The organism is Paenibacillus taichungensis (assembly GCF_003287275.1).
Taxonomy (GTDB): domain Bacteria; phylum Bacillota; class Bacilli; order Paenibacillales; family Paenibacillaceae; genus Paenibacillus; species Paenibacillus taichungensis_A.
Genome location: NZ_QEVW01000009.1, coordinates 223,219 through 240,856, shown reverse-complemented (window position 1 = coordinate 240,856; position 17,638 = coordinate 223,219). Strand labels below are relative to the sequence as shown.

Here is a 17,638-nt window from a genome sequence, read left to right as displayed (position 1 = left end):
ATCTTAACAAAAAGCGGGCGAAAAAGCCAATTTTCATGAAAACAAGCATTTTGCACGTCAAAATCAGACAGCATTCGAGAAGTGTGCCTGCCATACAAAGCCGGATAATTGACCTAATCTTCGCTGTGTTGTTTCAATCCATTCTTGATCATTAGATTTTTGGGCATAGCCCATAATATCCAGCAGAAGGTTAATTCTCTCCTCCACAGCACGTTGCATCCGATGCTCCATCTCGCGATCCGAAGCGTCCGGCCAGGCCAACAATTGTTCATGGAAGAGGTCCGCAAGTTCATTTCTCTCCCCAAACGATACATCCTGTTTCGATGGCTGTTCACCTAGTGTACTGATGCACTCTTTCAAATCCGGCTTGACCGGCTGAAGCACTTCATAGGAAATGCAATCTGTACAAGCAAATACAGGTACGTTACGAATCTCCACCTTTTTGGCATATACCACCGTTCTTAATTCCAATTCCATTACATGTCCGCATCTGCACGTCTTACGCACAGTCATCACCTCATTCGTTCTATACTCTTATACAGATACCATTCGACCTATTTCCGTTCAAATCCTGCTATAAACCATAGGTTGCACAAATTACCACCGTCTCCAGAAGAAGGTTGTCGAATGTAGGCGTTCATTAAGTTGTAATCGCTTACCCGATTGACAGATTGCGTGACGATGAAGTCACCACGAGAATCTGTTACAATAAAGACGCTATGTGCTAATTACCGCAAAAAGGAGAGATGATGATGAGATTAACAGGCAAAAAAGTCATCGCCCTGGTCGATGAAGAATTCGAAGATCTGGAACTGTGGTATCCGGTGCATCGTGTCCGTGAAGAAGGCGCTGAGGTGCATCTTGCCGGAGAGAAAAAAGGCAAAACCTACATTGGTAAATATGGTGTTCCCGCCGAGGCGGAATACAGTTTTGATGAACTCGATAGTTCACAATATGATGGTATTCTTGTACCCGGAGGCTGGGCACCAGACAAGCTTCGTCGCTATCCCAAAGTACTTGAGCTTGTCAAGGAAATGCATGCGGACCGTAAGCCGATTGGACAGATCTGTCACGCAGGCTGGGTACTGATATCCGCCAAAATACTGGACGGGGTTACGGTCACATCTACACCAGGTATCCGGGATGACATGGAAAATGCCGGAGCCATCTGGAAAGATGAAGCCGTTGTTGTGGATGGACACATCATTTCAGCTCGTCGTCCACCTGACCTTCCGCCTTATGGCAAAGCATTTTGCGATGCACTTGCTAAAAAATAAAACAAAACCCCGCGCCAATGGCGTGGGGTTTTATCGTTGAAATAAGACTATTTTCCAAAATTGTACAAAAGTTAATATTTTCATTTAAAGGTATTTATTTGAAAACAACCCATTCAAGATGCATTCGATCCACTCTGTTCATCTGGACTGCCCATCGAATCATTGAAGACCTGTAGGCGCTCTTCGATGTCTGCACTTGTCCGCAGGGTAAAGCAATCATGGGCTACCTCTTTGGCAGCAGCAGCTGTCGTATTCAATACCCTGTGCTTCACACGCAGCAAGGATTGTGGAGACATACTCAAATTGCTGATCCCCAGCTCCAGCCATAGGGGAATCGAACGCTCGTCTCCTGCCATCTCTCCACAAACACTGATATCAATGCCTGCCGTATGGGCCGCGTCAACTGTTGCGCGAAGCATGCGAAGTACAGCCGGGTGATACGGATGATACATATGTGCAATCTGCTCATTCATTCGGTCTACAGCCAGTACATATTGCACGAGATCATTGGTACCGATACTGAAGAAATCAGCTTCTTCTGCAAGCAAATCGGCTATCATCACCGCTGCCGGAACCTCAATCATGATACCCACCTGAATATGCGGATCGTAAGGCAATTTGCGCTCATCCAGATCAGACATCGCTTCACGCAGGATTTCATTGGCCTCCTGAAGTTCCTCTACCGAAGAGATCATCGGGTACATAATTTTGACATTGCCCGAAGCACTGGCCCTCAGAATGGCAGTGAGCTGTGTTTTGAACAGATCTTTGCGGTCCAGACTGATCCGAATCGCACGATATCCGAGAAACGGGTTATCTTCTTCTGGCAGTTCAAAGTAATCTAACTGCTTGTCACCACCAATATCGAGCGTACGAATAACGACAGACTGACCAGCAGTTTTCTCAGCGACCAGACGATAGACCTCATACTGTTCCTGCTCACCCGGAAACGTAGCACGGTCCATGTATAGGAACTCTGTCCGGAACAACCCCACGCCCTTTGCCCCATGTTTCAGTGCCATATCCAATTCCTTCACGGAACTGATGTTAGAAGCCAGATGCAGAACGGAACCGTCTTTGGTTACGGCATCCACTGTTGCAAGTACCTGCAGCTGTTCTTTTTTCTTCAATTGTTTGCTGCGAATCATCGTGTAACGTTCAATCGTCTTCCGATCCGGCTCCGTAAATACGAGGCCATTATCCCCATCGACAACCAGCATATCTCCGGTCTCCACCGGCATGCCAAGACTCGCTTCCAGACCGGAAACGAGAGGAATGCCAAGGGCACGAGCCATAATCGCCGAATGTGATGTTTTGCCTCCGATAAGTGTCACAATACCCAGCACGTGGCTTGGATTCAAATGCGCCAATTGAGAGGGAGAGAGCTCTTTGGCAACGAGTATATAAGGCTGGGTATCCGACGGAAGCGTAATTTCCGGTGCGCCCAGCAGATGTTTTAACAGACGGTTCCCCACGTCCTTGATGTCAATGGCCCGCTCCTTCATATACTCGTCTTCGAGCAAATCAAACATGGTGACAAAATGATCAATGGCCTCTTTGACGGCTACTTCTGCTGCTTTGTACTGCCGTTCAATAATGCCTCGAATCTCGTTCATGAACACCGGATCTTCCAGAATGGCCAGATGCGCATCAAAGATGCTGGACTCTTCAGGACCGACTACTTCCTTGAACTCGTTCTTGATATATTCAATCTCATCCTTCGATGTCCGTATGCCCTCGTACAGCCGTTCGAACTCTTGGGCGAGGTCCACCGAATCCATCTTCTGATCCGGCAGATCCCATTCCCAACTGGGCAGGACAAATGCTTTGCCGATGGCTATGCCTGCAGCGCCGTTGATGCCTTGTATCTTCATTCTACCCCTCCAACGTTCCTGTCATAGAGCACCACGGACATAACGGATGCCTGACCTTTCTTAACTTGCTTAAATGGAGCGAAGCTCCATGATTTGACACGATCAGGATTCGTGATAACCATCGGTGTCGTCAGCGATGCCGCCTCGGCTCGCAATACAGCCAGGTCAAACTTGATTAACAACTGCCCCGGCTCCACCGTATCCCCTTCCTGAACAAAGGCTTCAAAGTGGCCTTTCAGTTGGGATGTGTCAATACCGATATGCAGCAGGACCTCAAGTCCCTCCCGGGTTGAAATGCCCAGTGCGTGCATCGTCGGATACATGTGCATAATCGTTCCGTATACGGGCGAGACCAGCTCTCCCTTTTCAGGGACAAATGCTACTCCATCGCCCACAAGCTTGGCTGCAAATATCTGATCCGGCACCTCTTCAATCGGCAGCATTTTACCCTGTACAGGAGCACAGAACAGAACTTGTTGCAGGTCCCGTTCAAGCAGCTTCGCAATCTCTTCCCGGATTAACTCCGAATAGGTGCCAAATACCACTTGTACGTTACCGCCACCCAACTTAATGAGCCCTGCGGATCCCATACTCTTCATTGCCCCTGTATCGATTAACCGATCATTATGCACGGTGAGTCGAAGTCGTGTAATACAGGCCTCTACCTGCACAATGTTTTCTTTCCCGCCCAATGCTTCCAAAATGAGAGGAGCCTGATAAGGAATGTTACCTACCCAATCTTCCAGCATGGACCCCTCTTCGCGCCCTGGAGTTGGAATCTTGAACGTACGAATCGCCCACCTAAACAGGAAATAATAGACCAACCCATATAGTATGCCAATCGGTATGAGCTTCCAAGCATTCTCCGATAGATGGAAATTGAGTATGTAGTCAATAATGCCGGCCGAATAGGAGAAACCATGGCGTATATCAAGCCAGTAACTGATCCACATCGCAAGTCCTGACATGACTGCATGCACGATGAACAGATAAGGTGCCGCAAACAAAAAGGCAAATTCAATCTGCTCCGATACCCCTGTCAGAAAACAAACAAGTGCGGAAGTGAGAAATGTTTTTTTGATTTTCGGCTTCAGGTCTTCCCTTGCTTCCTGAATAATCGCAAAGGCAATCGCTGGAATCGCAAACATCATGATCGGGAATAATCCGGCCATAAAATACCCTGCTGTTGGATCACCCGCAAAAAAACGCGGCAAATCACCTTGCACAATATTGCCGTCTGCTGTTTCATACGTCCCCAGTTGGAACCAGAACACATTGTTAAGCAAATGATGCAGTCCGAAGGCCACCAGCACCCTGTACAAGACCCCATATATAAACAGCCCAAAACCGCCGAGACTGTATTCCCAGGTGGCGATGGCGTTCAATGCATGTTGCAAAATGGGTGCAATCCATAACATAAAGAAGGAGAACAGTGCCGAGCACAGCCCTACGATGAGCAAAACAAATCTGGAACCACCGAAAAACTGTAAGATTTCGGGCAGTTTAATACTTTTGAAGCGATTATGCGTCACCCCGGCAAGTGCGCCGAGAATAATCCCGATTAAGGAAGCAGGTTGAACGGTGCCATCCCCGAAATTGCGAGTCACCTGATCATATATCACAATACCAGCCAGAGCAGCGAGTCCCGCTTGTCCGGCCTGGTTGGAGAGTCCCAGCGCTACACCGACAGCGAACAAATACGGCAAAAAATAAAAAATACCGTGTCCGGCCACGGTAGACACTTCACCAACAACTTTCAATCCCCAGGCGTCCCAGGGCAAACTGCCAACACTCAGCAAAATTGCGGCGGCGGGCAGGACCATTGTAGGCAGCATTACCGCTCGTCCGAGCTGCTGCAAGGATCCGAGCCAATTCATGGCGACCTCTCCTTTCTATCCTAGATGGTAAGCTTTACGCAACGTTTTGTCAAAGCAAAACAGTAACCTGTTGGTAATTTATTCTATACTCCAATGATGCCACAGAAAAAATCCCGTTAACTCGAAGTTAACGGGATTTTAAGTGATCGAGATTTAACCGCGTCCAGCACCGCGCAGAACGATGGAATCCTCTACCTTGATACAACGATTCGTTACCGCTGTCATGCCGTTCTCAGCAGCAATCTGTACGGCTTCATCACTATGGATACCAAGCTGAAGCCACAATACATTTGCCTTGATTGCCGCAGCTTCACGAGCGACATCCGCGCAATATTCATCCCGGCGGAATACGTTCACGATATCTACCGGTTCAGGGATATCTGCGAGGGTTGCATATACCGTCTCACCGAGAATCTCACCTTGTACCTGTGGATTTACCGGGATGATGCGATAACCTCTGCTTTGCATGGCTTCCGCTACCATATAGGAAGTTCGATCTGATTTGTCCGATAAGCCGACGACTGCGATGTTGCCTGCCTTGCGCAAAAGTTGTCCAATTTCTTCACGAGTAGGATTGTTAAATTCCATGTTCAAGCACCATCCTTTTCTGCTTAAAGTGCGTGTTCAAAAAACCGTTTTTGAACAACTTCTTAAACGTGTTATTTTACTCTTTTACCCATTGAACCGAGGCACCAAGCGCCTGCAAATGATCAAAATATTGCGGATAAGACTTGGCTACATGGTGTGCATCCCGAATACGAAGCGGTTCTTTCGAACGCAAACCAACAACGGTCAGTGCCATAATTACGCGATGATCGTAGTGAGCATTAATCTCAACGCCGCCTTCGACGCCTTCCGGACGACCATGTACGATAATCTCAGCCTGACGTTCTTCTACGTTTGCTCCTGCCTTCCGCAGTTCGTTCAAATAATCCGTAATTCGGTCACATTCCTTGTAACGTAAGTTCTCTACATTATAGAACCGTGAAGTGCCTTCCGCAAACACTGCCGCCGCTACCATGGCCAAAACCGCGTCTGTCGCGGCATCTCCATCGAATTCCACGGCTTTCAATGTACCGTTACCTTGCACGTGAACCACGTCGTTCTCATGCGTCAACGGCACTTCCATCATGCGCAGAACGTCAACAATAGCACGCTCACCTTGTTTGCTCTGTTCCATCAACCGCAAAATTTTAACATCTGATTGGGTGACAGCCGCGGCCGCGAGGACAGCTGCTGAACCCGGATAGTCTCCTTGAACTGTATATGTTTGCGGTTTATAGGCTTGGCCGCCAGGTACACGGAAGGACATATAATCATCACTCGCATGAATGACGATACCCGCTTGTTCCAGTACTTCCAGCGTCTGACCAATAACCACTTTGGATTTCAAATCGTTTAATACTTCAATCGTGCTGTCTTCGGCCAGAAGAGGAGTTACAAACAGCAACGCACTCAAATACTGGGAGCTAACCGAACCTGATACGCGAATATGTCCGCCCTTGGCCTGACCACCTTTGATGGTGATCGGCAAGCGTCCTTGTTCGTGCTGTACCTCAACACCAAGCTGACCAAGCGCATCGATCAGGTCATCATGTGGGCGTTTGCCAAGAGAATCTGGGTACGTATTGACAAACGTCACCTCAGGACAAAGTGCCGTTACCCCCATCAGGAAACGCAGCACTGCACCCGCATTACCCACATTCAATTCACGCACATCACGTGGATGGCTGCCGAAGCCTTGGATAACGATTTTGCTATCATCTTCTTCAAGTACCGCTCCAAGATCGCGAATACATCTGCGCATAGCATCGCTATCTTCACTATGAGCAGGGTAATGGATCGTACTCGTGCCTTCTGCCAGCGCAGCAGCTAGCAAATAACGTGTGGTGTAGTTTTTGGAAGACAAAGCTCCAATTTCCCCGTTCAGGGATGGGGTTGGTTTAACGATAACGTCCATGGATGAAATTCTCCTTCATTGATTATAATTTGCTTCGTTAGATGATCCTGTTACGTGTTTGGTTCAGGATACATAGGGTGTGCGGTACTGCCAAATTGACATTCCATACATCGCTTGGGTATCATTATAGGCGTTAAGTCCATACAGAAAAGAGGACCTGAATATGACACAAATTGCTGAAATTGAACCTTCTGAGCTGCGCCGCCGTTTGCAGGCGGGAGAGAAGCTGCAGATGATAGACGTCCGAGAGGACGATGAAGTCGCACAAGGCATGATCGCAGGAGCCAAACACATCCCGCTCGGACAGATTCCCGACAGACTCTCCGAAATTCAAAAGTCTGGTGAGATTGTTCTGATCTGCCGCAGTGGATACCGCAGTGAGCGTGCCTGTGAGTACTTGCAGCAGCTCGGATATGATGGTTGCACCAATATGGTTGGCGGCATGCTGCAATGGCAAGAGGAAGACTGAGTAACATCAGGATCGGCGTTATAAGGTTAGGATAGATAGCTGCAATCAGCAGTTCTTGATAACCACCATGCATCCTGATCCTTGCAGTCAGTCAAACGGGCCAATCGGCCCGTTTTTCATATCCATCTACCACTACGATCACATGGCTCCATTTAAACTTTAATTCCTTCGACATCTCTTCTTCCACATACACGCGATAGATATCTCTTTCCTCGCTTCGAGCATGCACTCCTGTGTGTACATTCTATCCATACCTAAGACGAGAAAATGAAATAATCACAAGCTTAGACGCGGTAATGCGCTAAAATTAAACGTGTCACTTCAGAAGCGGATAACTCGGTTGTATCCACCGTGTAATGTGCAAACCGGTATGCGTCCTTCCGTTCCTGCATAATGGTCTTAATGCGTTCCTCCGCATTACCTGCCAAGAGTGGACGGTTATCACAGCCGCTGACGCGTTCTACGATCACTGCCGGATCGGCAGTCAGGGCAACCACCCAGCCGTTCTTCGACATGACGTCACAGTTGTCCGAACGCAGAACCACACCGCCTCCGGTTGCAATCACCTGTGCCTTTTTCTCTAACACCGAGCACAACATGCGACTCTCTGCATCGCGGAAATATGTCTCTCCCTTGCCTGTGAACAATTCAGGAATCGTACAGCCTTCCTCTTTCTCCACTGCGGCGTCAACATCAATCAGTCGGTAACCTAACTCGCGCGCGAGCATGTCAGCAACGGTTGATTTGCCAGTTCCCATCATGCCGATGAGAATAATATTGTTAGACTTGCTCAAGGTGTACACTCCTTTAATTCAAGCAATTCGTGAGCACTTTTGTCCTATCATAACACAGCCCTGCAGACGGGGGAAGGCCATAGTGCCCCCTTCCCTCCCAGCATCCGCAAGCACTTCCAGAGCATGTCGTAGCATGTTTATGTACTCCATACGATTTCAACGAATTCAGATAAGTTTATTTTTGAATTAGAGGCGATTATAAAACTCTAACGAATCTCAGGAAACTTATTTCACAAAAACACCTTCAAAACAGCGCAATTTCGCTCCATCTGTTCTAAATAGGATCTTCTCATTTCGTTAGAGAATAGAAAAGGTTCATATTCATGAAATAAGGCTTCTCAGGTTCATAAGATGTAGGATCAACAGCTTACATATACGGTAAAAAAGAGACCTGGAGGTCATCGGTATGAACCGACTCTCCAAGTCCCCTTTCCAAGCTTCTGCCCATGCCTTTCTTCCAGCCAAGGCTCCTGATTCAGGACACTTTAGCCAACTCACACGGACTTGCATATATACGTTACTATTCCATCCAGTTGTGGTGGAAACTGCCTTCTTTGTCCAAACGTTTGAACGTATGAGCGCCAAAGTAGTCACGTTGTGCTTGCAGCAGGTTCGCAGGCAAACGCTCTGTACGGTAGCTATCGTAGTAGGACAAGGCACTGGAGAACCCAGGAACCGGAACGCCTTGAGTTACCGCAGCAGCTACAACTTCACGCCATGCACCTTGGTAGGATTCTACAATGTTTTGGAAGTATGGATCCAGAAGCAGGTTTTTCAGTGCTGCATCTTTGTCATACGCTTCTTTGATGTTTTGCAGGAACTGAGAACGGATGATGCAGCCACCACGGAAGATCATGGCGATGTTGCCGTATTTCAGATCCCAGCCGTACTCGTCGGAAGCTGCACGCATTTGTGCAAATCCTTGTGCATAGGATACGATTTTACTTGCAAACAGCGCTTTACGCACATTCTCGATGAACGCCTTTTTGTCACCGGAGAAGGCTTCAACCGCAGGTCCGTTCAGGATTTTGCTTGCTGCCACACGCTCATCTTTCATCGCAGACAGGAAGCGGGAGAATACGGATTCGGTAATCATGGACAATGGTACGCCGAGATCCAGCGCGCTTTGGCTTGTCCATTTTCCTGTTCCTTTTTGTCCGGCTGCATCCAGAATGACATCAACCATTGGTTTGCCCGTTTCTGGATCGTATTTGGAGAAGATGTCTGCCGTGATTTCGATCAAATAGCTATCCAGCTCTCCCTGGTTCCATTCTGTAAAGATAGCGTGAAGCTCTTCAACGGACACATTCAACACAGATTTGAGCAGGTGGTAAGCTTCACCAATCAGCTGCATATCTCCGTATTCGATACCGTTATGCACCATTTTCACATAATGTCCGGCACCGTCTGGTCCAATATATGTACAACAAGGATCGTCACCGACTTTGGCCGAAATGGCTGTCAGGATCGGTTCAACCAGCTTGTACGCACTCTCTTGTCCACCAGGCATAATTGCTGGGCCTTTCAACGCGCCTTCTTCCCCACCGGATACACCTGTACCGATGAAGCGAATGCCTTTGTCTTCCAGCTCTTTGCTGCGACGTTGGGTGTCAGGGAAGTATGCGTTACCGCCATCAATGATGATGTCGCCCTCATCCAAATGAGGAAGCAGTTGTTCAATGGTAGCGTCGGTTGCATAACCAGCTTGTACCATGATCAGGATTTTGCGCGGGGATTCCAGGGATGCCACAAACTCTTCAATAGAGAATGTGCCTGTCAGGTTTTTACCTTCGGCTTCTTTCAGAAGATCGTTGGTTTTCTCCGGGGAACGATTAAATACCGACACCGTGAAACCTCTGCTTTCAATGTTAAGGGCCAAATTTTTGCCCATTACTGCAAGTCCAATGACACCGATCTGTTGTTTCGCCATCTGGTCCTCCATCCTTTGCTCCAATTAATTTTATTGAATGAATTCTCAACAATACCCCCATTTTAACGGTTTTACGCATAGAAGTGAACCCCGGACTATGTTCACACAGCGAGAAAACACCCCAATTACCTGAGGTGTTCATCGTATTTTCATAAATACAGCGTTATATTCAGCCTTCCAGCATCAACATGTGCCCTGACAACTGCTTTAAGACTTTACGACAGGCATCTGCTTTTTCGATATTATCCGTCTGAATGGCGGCATGCAGACGCTCCAGTTCATCGTCCACTTCCATGCGCAGAAGCATGAGTCGCTCCTCACCTTCACGCGAGAGGAACATTTCTTCCATCTCTTCCGCCGTCGGCGCAGGTTCCTTTTGAAAAATAACACGCTGTTTGAACCCGGATACTTCAACGAGACGAATGACTTCACCAAACAAAATATTCTCTACAGTCATCTGCTGATCCTTAAACCGCTTCACAACGGCATGCCCGCGTGTATCCCCAATCAGCTTCTCCAACCATTCCGCAAGCTTTGCATCCTTGATGATATAATCTCCCGTCATCTTGTAATTCCCACTGCGCGTCTGTTGAAAACGGAGCTTTACCAGCTTGCGTCCGGTGCGGACTGACAGAATAAAAAAGGATTCGTCCTCGCTCCAATATAGTGAATACCCCTCACGAATAAGGTCTTTGATCAAATTTTGGATATGCCGACGGTTGAACCGCAGCTCCAGATTGCAATATTCAACTTCATAACTCTTATTCACGGCACTCCCTCCATCTGTACCGGAGATGCTCCGGCCATCTTCTTCAATCGCTTCTACTCAATCGGCTTACCCTATTTTATACTTCATTTTATGTAAGGGTACTTGGTTATTTGACTATTTTTCACCGATTGATCCGGAGGATCGCAGCTTTCCGCAAATGCACAGGGGCAAGCCCCCGTTTTTCATGATATGATGGACGCGAAATGAAGGTATGCAGAGGTCATGTGCGGACTGCGAGTTGATGGGAATGATCTGCTTGCTACGGATGGGGACAAGTTCCTGGAAACAATTTGTTCACAGTTAGTTCCCGAAGTTGATCACTGCGGCGGGCAGAATGATCTTCACGTCGTTAGCTAAATGGATGCACTATATTACATAAAAAGGGAGTTCCAAACCTGTACGGTTGTTGGAACTCCCTTTCTTATTAGATCAACCTTACCAGGCTTCATCGCATCATTTAGCAGGAGCTGTACGATACGGTTTACGGGATAACACATAGTGCACAACAGCAAGTCCAGCCATAACGACAGCACTTCCGATAAATGGAGCCGGATGACTAATGTGATCCCACAGCAGTCCGGATACAATCGGCCCTACGACCATGCCTGATCCCTGAAGGGTCAGGAAGAAACCCCAGATCGCTCCGCGTTCCCCTTTGGGAATCAATGTGGCTACAAACGCATTCCAAGCCGGGAGAATCATCGCATAGCTGACACCGACCAGCATGACGATGCCGAACACAACAGGAATGGACGTAATGGAAGAAAAGGCAAACAGACTGGCTGCTGCCATCAAAAAACCGATGTTCAGGAACGGTGCCGTTCCAAAGCGGTCTACCATTTTACCTACAGGCAGCAGGGCAATGACCGTGATGCCACCACCGGCTATCAGCAACAAGCTGTACAGGTTGGGCGAGATGTGCAGGTCTGTACGAGTATATAACGTAATCACGGGACTGAGCAGACCAATAACAAAAGACTGCATGAACAGTGCAGGATATACGAGCGGATTTACATTAAGGGTGCTGCGTACCCGTTGCAACGTGCCCTGAACACTATTTTTGAGTCGGATGAAAGGCGTAAGAATATTCGGCTTAGTCGGATATTTCATATCTTCCCGCTTGGGCTCACTATCCGCATGCTCTTCCTCAACAACAACACGTCCGGGTAGAATCAAGGCGACCAGAATGACCAGGATTGCAACACCCATCAATACCAGGAAAATGGTGCGATAATCGTGATGCGTCCGCTCCAATAGCCAGTTCATTCCGATCGGACCAAGTCCAGTCCCTCCAAGTGCCGCCATCTCCAGCGCACCCATGGCTGTACCGTTCTTGTTCTGGGGCCCCGACATCGCGGTCACGCCCGTCATGGCACAAGGCCAAAGGGGTGACGTACCAACTCCGAGAATGAGACAAGCCATGGCAAGGCCAAATGCACTTTTGAAAAAGATAATCATGATTACAGCAACTAATGTACAAATTAGGGCCGTCACCATTGTTGCCCGGAATCCGATTCGTTCTGCTGCCCAGCCAGAGGGAGCCCGGAACAGATTATCTCCCAAATATTGAAGGGCAAAGGCCACACCAATTACGCCAGCGGATAAGCCCAGAATATTGTCCATATACACGGGCAAAATAGCGACCAGCAGGGCACCCTTGATGATTTCAACTAAAAAAAGCGTTAGCCACATGGCGATAAAAAAAGGTGATCGCAGGATTTTGGCTGGTTTTGTAATGGTTTGCATTCTTTTTCCCCCTTCGATGCTTGCTTGCCCATCTCCTATCCTTACTGTTACCCTCGGGGATGTGTCCAAATCTCAGCAATTCGAAAAATTGTCAAGCAATACTGCTTGCATTCGGTTCTTAATTTGCTATACTCAAATTTGTTTAAGATTACAAAATGATAAGTTATCAGCGAAGCTGAACTAAATCCGTGATCGCAAGAAAAACATCCGCTACATGCGGTCTGTCTTCATAGAATTTACGTCGAAAGACGTTTTTCTTACAAATTATAATTAGGAAAGGTTGTGACAGCACTGATGGATCACCGCCGTACGCCGCTGTTTACCGCTTTAAAAAATCACGCGGCACTCAATCCGGTGCAATTTCATATTCCGGGACATAAAAAAGGATTGGGAACGGATACCGAGTTTCGTGAATTTATCGGCGATAATGCCCTCTCCATAGACTTGATTAACATCGCACCGCTAGATGATTTGCATCAGCCAACCGGTGTCATTGAGGAAGCGCAGATTCTGGCAGCCGATGCCTTCGGAGCCGATTATACCTATTTTAGTGTGCAAGGCACAAGCAGTGCCATCATGACCATGATTCTGTCCGTATGTGAGCCGGGTGACAAGATTATTGTGCCCCGTAATGTGCATAAATCGGTCATGTCTGCCATCATTTTCTCAGGAGCGAAACCCGTGTTCGTCTCTCCTGCGCAGGATGCCAATCTAGGAATTGATCACGGTGTCACTACGGGCGCGATCCGACGTGCCCTTGAGCGTCATCCCGATGCCAAGGCATTGCTCGTCATTAACCCAACGTACTTCGGTGTATGTACCGATCTGAAAGAAATTGTTGAACTGGCGCATAGCTATCAGGTTCCAGTACTTGTGGATGAAGCGCATGGCGTACTCATTCATTTCCATGAAGATCTGCCGCTCTCAGCCATGGCCGCCGGGGCTGATATGGCTGCAACGAGTGTACACAAGCTGGGTGGTTCGATGACTCAGAGTTCTGTACTCAACCTGAACACGAAGAATGGCTATGTGAACCCGCAGCGTGTACAAACCATTCTGAGTATGTTGACTTCAACGTCGACTTCTTACATCCTGCTGGCTTCGCTCGACACGTCGAGACGTAATCTGGCTCTGAATGGCCATCAGATGGCACAGAAAGCCATTGATTTGGCTGAGTTTGCAAGACGCTCCATTAATGATATGGACGGACTGTATTGCTTCGGCAGAGAGCTGCTGGGTACAGAGGCTACCTTTAATTACGACCCAACCAAAGTAACTATTCATGTTCGCCACCTTGGCATTACAGGCTACGAAACAGAGAACTGGCTGCGTGAGCATTACAAAATCGAGGTAGAGCTCAGTGATATGTATAATATTCTGTGCCTCATCACGCCGGGAGATACGGATGACTCCGTAGAAATCTTGCTGAACGCCCTGCAAGATCTATCCCGTACGTATTATCAGGTGAATCCGGCCCACGAGCTGGTGGTTAAGGTTCCAGATGTGCCACAGCTGATGCTGACTCCACGTGATGCGTTCTATGGGGATACCGAAGTCATTCCTTTCAAGGAATCCGCAGGCCGGATTATCTCGGAATTTATCTACGTATATCCACCAGGAATTCCGATTCTGCTGCCAGGTGAGGTTATCACTCAGGAAAACATCGACTACATCATTGATCATGTTGAAGTTGGACTGCCTGTAAAAGGACCTGAAGACCGTAGCGTAACCAATGTAAAAGTCATCGTGGAAGCAGATGCGATTTTCTAGAACAGCCACCTCTTCATGAGTTTGATCGATCTCTAAGGACCAAGCGGGATGCTTGGTCCTTTTTATTTTTTTCTCCACATAGACTTGTCCTGCCTCATGTTATGATCGCTGTCTTATTTGCATTTTACCACCTATTCCACTGTCCTTATCGCAAGAAAAAACAGCATATATACCTAATAGAAAGCAAACAAAAGGCCCCCTGTAATCAAGGAGCCTTCTTGCTTTATTCCAAAAGGATGACTATTCTTGGCTTGCAACGAGTTCGTTGTACGCCGCTTCAACACGGGTCCACTCTTCTTCGTCTTCAATATTGTAGAGCACCATTTCCTCGTCTTCTTCTTCCATACGCAGAATGATGCCGTCAGCTTCAGGATTGTTACGTTCCAGCAGGAGCGCATAAACATGCTTCTCCACGTCAAACGTCTCCACCAGAACCATCTCCACGTCATTTCCGTTCTCGTCTGTCAGTGTCAGAAGAACTTCTTCATGCTCGTGGTCGTGGTCGTGGTCTTGACCGCATCCGCAGGCATCGCCGTGTTCATGTGTGTGATCGCTCATTGATATACCTCGCTTTATAAATAGAAATTGTGTAACCTTGCATATCGTAACATGTTCAATGGTCCAGGTCAATTTAACCGCCAAGGTTATTTTTGCTTCAATCGTTCAGCGCGGTAATGATTTTCTCGGCTGCCAGCACATAATTACTATTTGCATTTTCTTTAATATAAAAACCGACTTGGTACTTGCCAGCCCGGCTGAAATCATACGTAAAATCGTACGTTCGGAACCAGAAGTTATCCTTCTGTGTCTTAAGCTCCTGGGACTGAATATCCTTAACCTCACCACTTGGATTGGTAATTGTCACCTTCACGGCAGCTATATCCGTTGTCAAACTGTCCACTTGCGAGAACACATTAAATTTCAATTTACCCACGTTCACGTTGCCAAACACGGTATCTCCCTTGAAGAGAAAAATATGTACATTCGGTTTGATAACCGTTACTCTCTTGTTTGTGCTATCCCATCTGGCGATTCCGCCCGCTTCCCTTACAGGTACATAGGTCGTTCCGTCAATCAGATAACCACCGTCAGCTGCTTCCTTGCCGTTAATGAGAACCCGAATCTTCTCGTTCACTGAATCTGCAAACAATAAAGACCCGCCGAGCAAGGAGAATACCGTGACACACAGCAAAATTCTTTTCCATTTCATTCCGTCAATATTCCCTCCCCTGCTGCTAGCTGTTGTACATTTATACTGCAGGTTCATCCACAAAGTTGCGCTGTTTTTCATCATTTTTCATTTTTTATCCAGATTATTTTCCACCCCTTGGAACGATCAAAAAGAGGCGTTCCCTGTTAAAGGACGCCCCTATAGTATAGTTGTTGGCAATACGTAATTATACGAACTTCTTTTGGATGAATTTTATTATGCTGCTGACTACGAAGTATGACGAGTTAATATGCAAGGTACGCCCTTGCCTACAGCTCCATCGGTTCGCATCCGTGCTGCATAATCCATTCCTCGTGTACAGGGGGTCTTGCAACGCTCACATACATCCGAAGTAACCAATTTCATGGATACACGAAGTTTGTCACTCTTTAACGCGGGAGCCTTTTTTCCCTTTGCTTTTGCCATCCCGAATTCCCCATTTCCCCAATTGCTTGATGATGTAATGCATCATATGGGGATTCGCCCGGTTGTGTGTCAAAAGGAATAAATTTCGTGCATGATATCGTTAAATGAAACCGCCGTTTGCACGCAGCGTCTGTCCTGTAACCCATTGCGACTCTTCACTGACGAGGAAAGAGATCACATTTGCAATGTCTTCCGGCTCACCCAGACGACCAAATGCATTCATTTTACGTATCCCATCGAGCTGCTGCTCCGTCTTCCCGACAGAAAACAATTCGGTATTTACCGGACCTGGTGCAACAGCATTTATAGTGATTTGTCTGGAGCCAAATTCCTTCGCAAGCTGACGAGTAATCTGTTCAACTGCGCCTTTGGTACCTGCGTACACGCTGTATCCCGGAAACATCTGTCCAGTTACAGAAGTGGAGAAATTAACGATTCGGCCCTGATCCTCCATATGTTTCAATGCTTGCTGACAAGCAAAAAATGTACCTTTTACATTAATCGCAAACTGCTGATCGAATTCTTCCTCCGTCACATCTGCCAAAGGTGTTGTCTTCATGATGCCTGCATTGTTGATCAGAATATCGACTTTTCCAAGCTGGTTAATCGTTTCGGAAAATAAACGCTCCACATCTCCCTTCCGGGCAAGGTCAGCCTGAACGGTAATGGCGCGCACTCCTTTTTGGCGAGCAATATCTGCGACCTGCTCTGCTTTGTCGGGGCTGCTCGCGTAATTAATGACGACATCCGCGCCCATTTCAGCGAGTTGCTCTGCTATAGCACGTCCGATCCCTCGGGATGAGCCTGTTACAACGGCCACTTTACCTGTTAGCTTTTTCATTTACGATTACTTCCTCTCTTGTTCCAAATGTAATAATCCCTTTTCGATCAACAACCACACCTGTGCAAATTCCGCATCAATTGTAGGGCTTTGCCATTCATAGGCGTGTGCCGGATGATGAAAACGAGCTGTAGCCTGAAGAATCGCCGCTGCAACCATATCTGGGTTGTTGATTTTGAATAGGTTCTCCTGCTGGAGGACCTCACTCAAATGACGCACAAGATGCTGCACATGTTTATTGATAATATCTGCGGATTCCTGGGTTACCCGTGCGTACATCTCGAACAACTCTGCATCGGATTCGGCATAATGACGTTTAAGAGCGATTAACGTTTCTATATATACTTTCAGATGACGTATACTCTCTCCGTTATAACTCTGATCCTTAGTTATTGTCGTCAAAGGCGCGATAATCTCATCTTCGAGCCATTGTGCGGTCACGCCTTCAAGCAATTCTTTCTTGCTTTTATAGTGCCTGTAAATCGTACCGTGACTAACTCCAAGCAATTTAGCGACATCCGTGACAGATGTTTTGGCAACACCGAAGCGCCGGAGAGTTTCCTGTGTTGCTGCGATAATTTGTTCCTTGGTTAAAAATTCAGAAGTTTTGTCCTTTTCCATATGATTAAGATGGTTACACCATCCTCAAGTCACCTCCGTTGAAATTAGATTAACACAGCGAATAACAAATGAAA

At 47.3% G+C, this 17,638-nt stretch carries 18 protein-coding genes; 4 read left to right on the top strand and 14 right to left on the bottom strand.

The window, feature by feature from the left end; all coding sequences use genetic code 11:
- Positions 1 to 63: 63 nt before the first annotated feature.
- Positions 64 to 477: a hypothetical protein gene (locus DC345_RS15915; RefSeq protein ID WP_113053913.1), complete on the bottom strand. Its 414-nt coding sequence runs from the start codon at positions 475 to 477 to the stop codon at positions 64 to 66.
- A 272-nt stretch (positions 478 to 749) separates the two neighbouring features.
- On the opposite strand from DC345_RS15915, the gene DC345_RS15910 reads away from it, so the two are divergent.
- A complete protein-coding gene (locus DC345_RS15910; protein ID WP_113053912.1) occupies positions 750 to 1,277 on the top strand; it encodes a type 1 glutamine amidotransferase domain-containing protein in 528 nt (175 codons plus the stop codon).
- Positions 1,278 to 1,390: 113 nt separating this feature from the next.
- On the opposite strand, the gene ptsP is transcribed toward DC345_RS15910, so the two are convergent.
- From ptsP to aroA, 4 genes are all read right to left on the bottom strand, one after another.
- The gene (ptsP, locus tag DC345_RS15905) at positions 1,391 to 3,151 is read right to left on the bottom strand and encodes a phosphoenolpyruvate--protein phosphotransferase (RefSeq protein ID WP_113053911.1); all 1,761 of its coding nucleotides are present in this window, start codon (positions 3,149 to 3,151) and stop codon (positions 1,391 to 1,393) included.
- The gene (locus DC345_RS15900) at positions 3,148 to 5,028 is read right to left on the bottom strand and encodes a glucose PTS transporter subunit IIA (RefSeq protein ID WP_063565571.1); all 1,881 of its coding nucleotides are present in this window, start codon (positions 5,026 to 5,028) and stop codon (positions 3,148 to 3,150) included. The genes ptsP and DC345_RS15900 overlap by 4 nt, the downstream gene beginning before the upstream one ends.
- Before the next feature lie 153 nt (positions 5,029 to 5,181).
- Positions 5,182 to 5,616 (bottom strand): CoA-binding protein, encoded by a 435-nt coding sequence (locus tag DC345_RS15895; RefSeq protein WP_053784277.1) that lies wholly within the window; start codon positions 5,614 to 5,616, stop codon positions 5,182 to 5,184.
- A gap of 76 nt (positions 5,617 to 5,692) precedes the next feature.
- Positions 5,693 to 6,988 (bottom strand): 3-phosphoshikimate 1-carboxyvinyltransferase, encoded by a 1,296-nt coding sequence (gene aroA, locus DC345_RS15890; protein WP_053784276.1) that lies wholly within the window; start codon positions 6,986 to 6,988, stop codon positions 5,693 to 5,695.
- A gap of 163 nt (positions 6,989 to 7,151) precedes the next feature.
- Here aroA and DC345_RS15885 point away from each other — a divergent pair, with 163 nt between their 5' ends.
- Positions 7,152 to 7,457, top strand: a complete 306-nt coding sequence (locus tag DC345_RS15885; RefSeq protein WP_113053910.1) for a rhodanese-like domain-containing protein — start codon at positions 7,152 to 7,154, stop codon at positions 7,455 to 7,457.
- A 284-nt stretch (positions 7,458 to 7,741) separates the two neighbouring features.
- Here the strand turns inward: DC345_RS15885 and DC345_RS15880 are convergent, their stop codons facing one another.
- From DC345_RS15880 to DC345_RS15870, 3 genes are all read right to left on the bottom strand, one after another.
- Positions 7,742 to 8,251: a shikimate kinase gene (locus tag DC345_RS15880; protein WP_258530689.1), complete on the bottom strand. Its 510-nt coding sequence runs from the start codon at positions 8,249 to 8,251 to the stop codon at positions 7,742 to 7,744.
- 520 nt (positions 8,252 to 8,771) lie between these two features.
- Positions 8,772 to 10,181, bottom strand: a complete 1,410-nt coding sequence (gndA, locus tag DC345_RS15875; protein WP_064636561.1) for an NADP-dependent phosphogluconate dehydrogenase — start codon at positions 10,179 to 10,181, stop codon at positions 8,772 to 8,774.
- Between the two features lie 169 nt (positions 10,182 to 10,350).
- A complete protein-coding gene (locus DC345_RS15870) occupies positions 10,351 to 10,950 on the bottom strand; it encodes a hypothetical protein (protein WP_113053909.1) in 600 nt (199 codons plus the stop codon).
- Positions 10,951 to 11,172: 222 nt separating this feature from the next.
- Here DC345_RS15870 and DC345_RS32210 point away from each other — a divergent pair, with 222 nt between their 5' ends.
- Positions 11,173 to 11,307, top strand: a complete 135-nt coding sequence (locus DC345_RS32210) for a hypothetical protein (RefSeq protein ID WP_258530688.1) — start codon at positions 11,173 to 11,175, stop codon at positions 11,305 to 11,307.
- A gap of 96 nt (positions 11,308 to 11,403) precedes the next feature.
- Here the strand turns inward: DC345_RS32210 and DC345_RS15865 are convergent, their stop codons facing one another.
- Positions 11,404 to 12,696 carry an MFS transporter gene (locus tag DC345_RS15865; RefSeq protein WP_113053908.1) on the bottom strand — a complete coding sequence of 431 codons (1,293 nt, stop codon included), beginning with the start codon at positions 12,694 to 12,696 and terminating at the stop codon, positions 11,404 to 11,406.
- Positions 12,697 to 12,990: 294 nt separating this feature from the next.
- Here DC345_RS15865 and DC345_RS15860 point away from each other — a divergent pair, with 294 nt between their 5' ends.
- Positions 12,991 to 14,466, top strand: coding sequence for an aminotransferase class I/II-fold pyridoxal phosphate-dependent enzyme (locus tag DC345_RS15860; protein ID WP_063565751.1), 1,476 nt, complete (start codon positions 12,991 to 12,993; stop codon positions 14,464 to 14,466).
- A gap of 240 nt (positions 14,467 to 14,706) precedes the next feature.
- On the opposite strand, the gene DC345_RS15855 is transcribed toward DC345_RS15860, so the two are convergent.
- From DC345_RS15855 to DC345_RS15835, 5 genes are all read right to left on the bottom strand, one after another.
- Positions 14,707 to 15,024 carry a DUF1292 domain-containing protein gene (locus DC345_RS15855; protein WP_063565566.1) on the bottom strand — a complete coding sequence of 106 codons (318 nt, stop codon included), beginning with the start codon at positions 15,022 to 15,024 and terminating at the stop codon, positions 14,707 to 14,709.
- 97 nt (positions 15,025 to 15,121) lie between these two features.
- A complete protein-coding gene (locus tag DC345_RS15850; RefSeq protein ID WP_076288201.1) occupies positions 15,122 to 15,676 on the bottom strand; it encodes a copper amine oxidase in 555 nt (184 codons plus the stop codon).
- Between the two features lie 228 nt (positions 15,677 to 15,904).
- Positions 15,905 to 16,102, bottom strand: coding sequence for a hypothetical protein (locus DC345_RS15845; RefSeq protein WP_072735367.1), 198 nt, complete (start codon positions 16,100 to 16,102; stop codon positions 15,905 to 15,907).
- Positions 16,103 to 16,202: 100 nt separating this feature from the next.
- Positions 16,203 to 16,943 carry an SDR family oxidoreductase gene (locus DC345_RS15840; RefSeq protein WP_113053907.1) on the bottom strand — a complete coding sequence of 247 codons (741 nt, stop codon included), beginning with the start codon at positions 16,941 to 16,943 and terminating at the stop codon, positions 16,203 to 16,205.
- Positions 16,944 to 16,949: 6 nt separating this feature from the next.
- Positions 16,950 to 17,564: a TetR/AcrR family transcriptional regulator gene (locus DC345_RS15835; protein WP_113053906.1), complete on the bottom strand. Its 615-nt coding sequence runs from the start codon at positions 17,562 to 17,564 to the stop codon at positions 16,950 to 16,952.
- Positions 17,565 to 17,638: the final 74 nt, after the last annotated feature.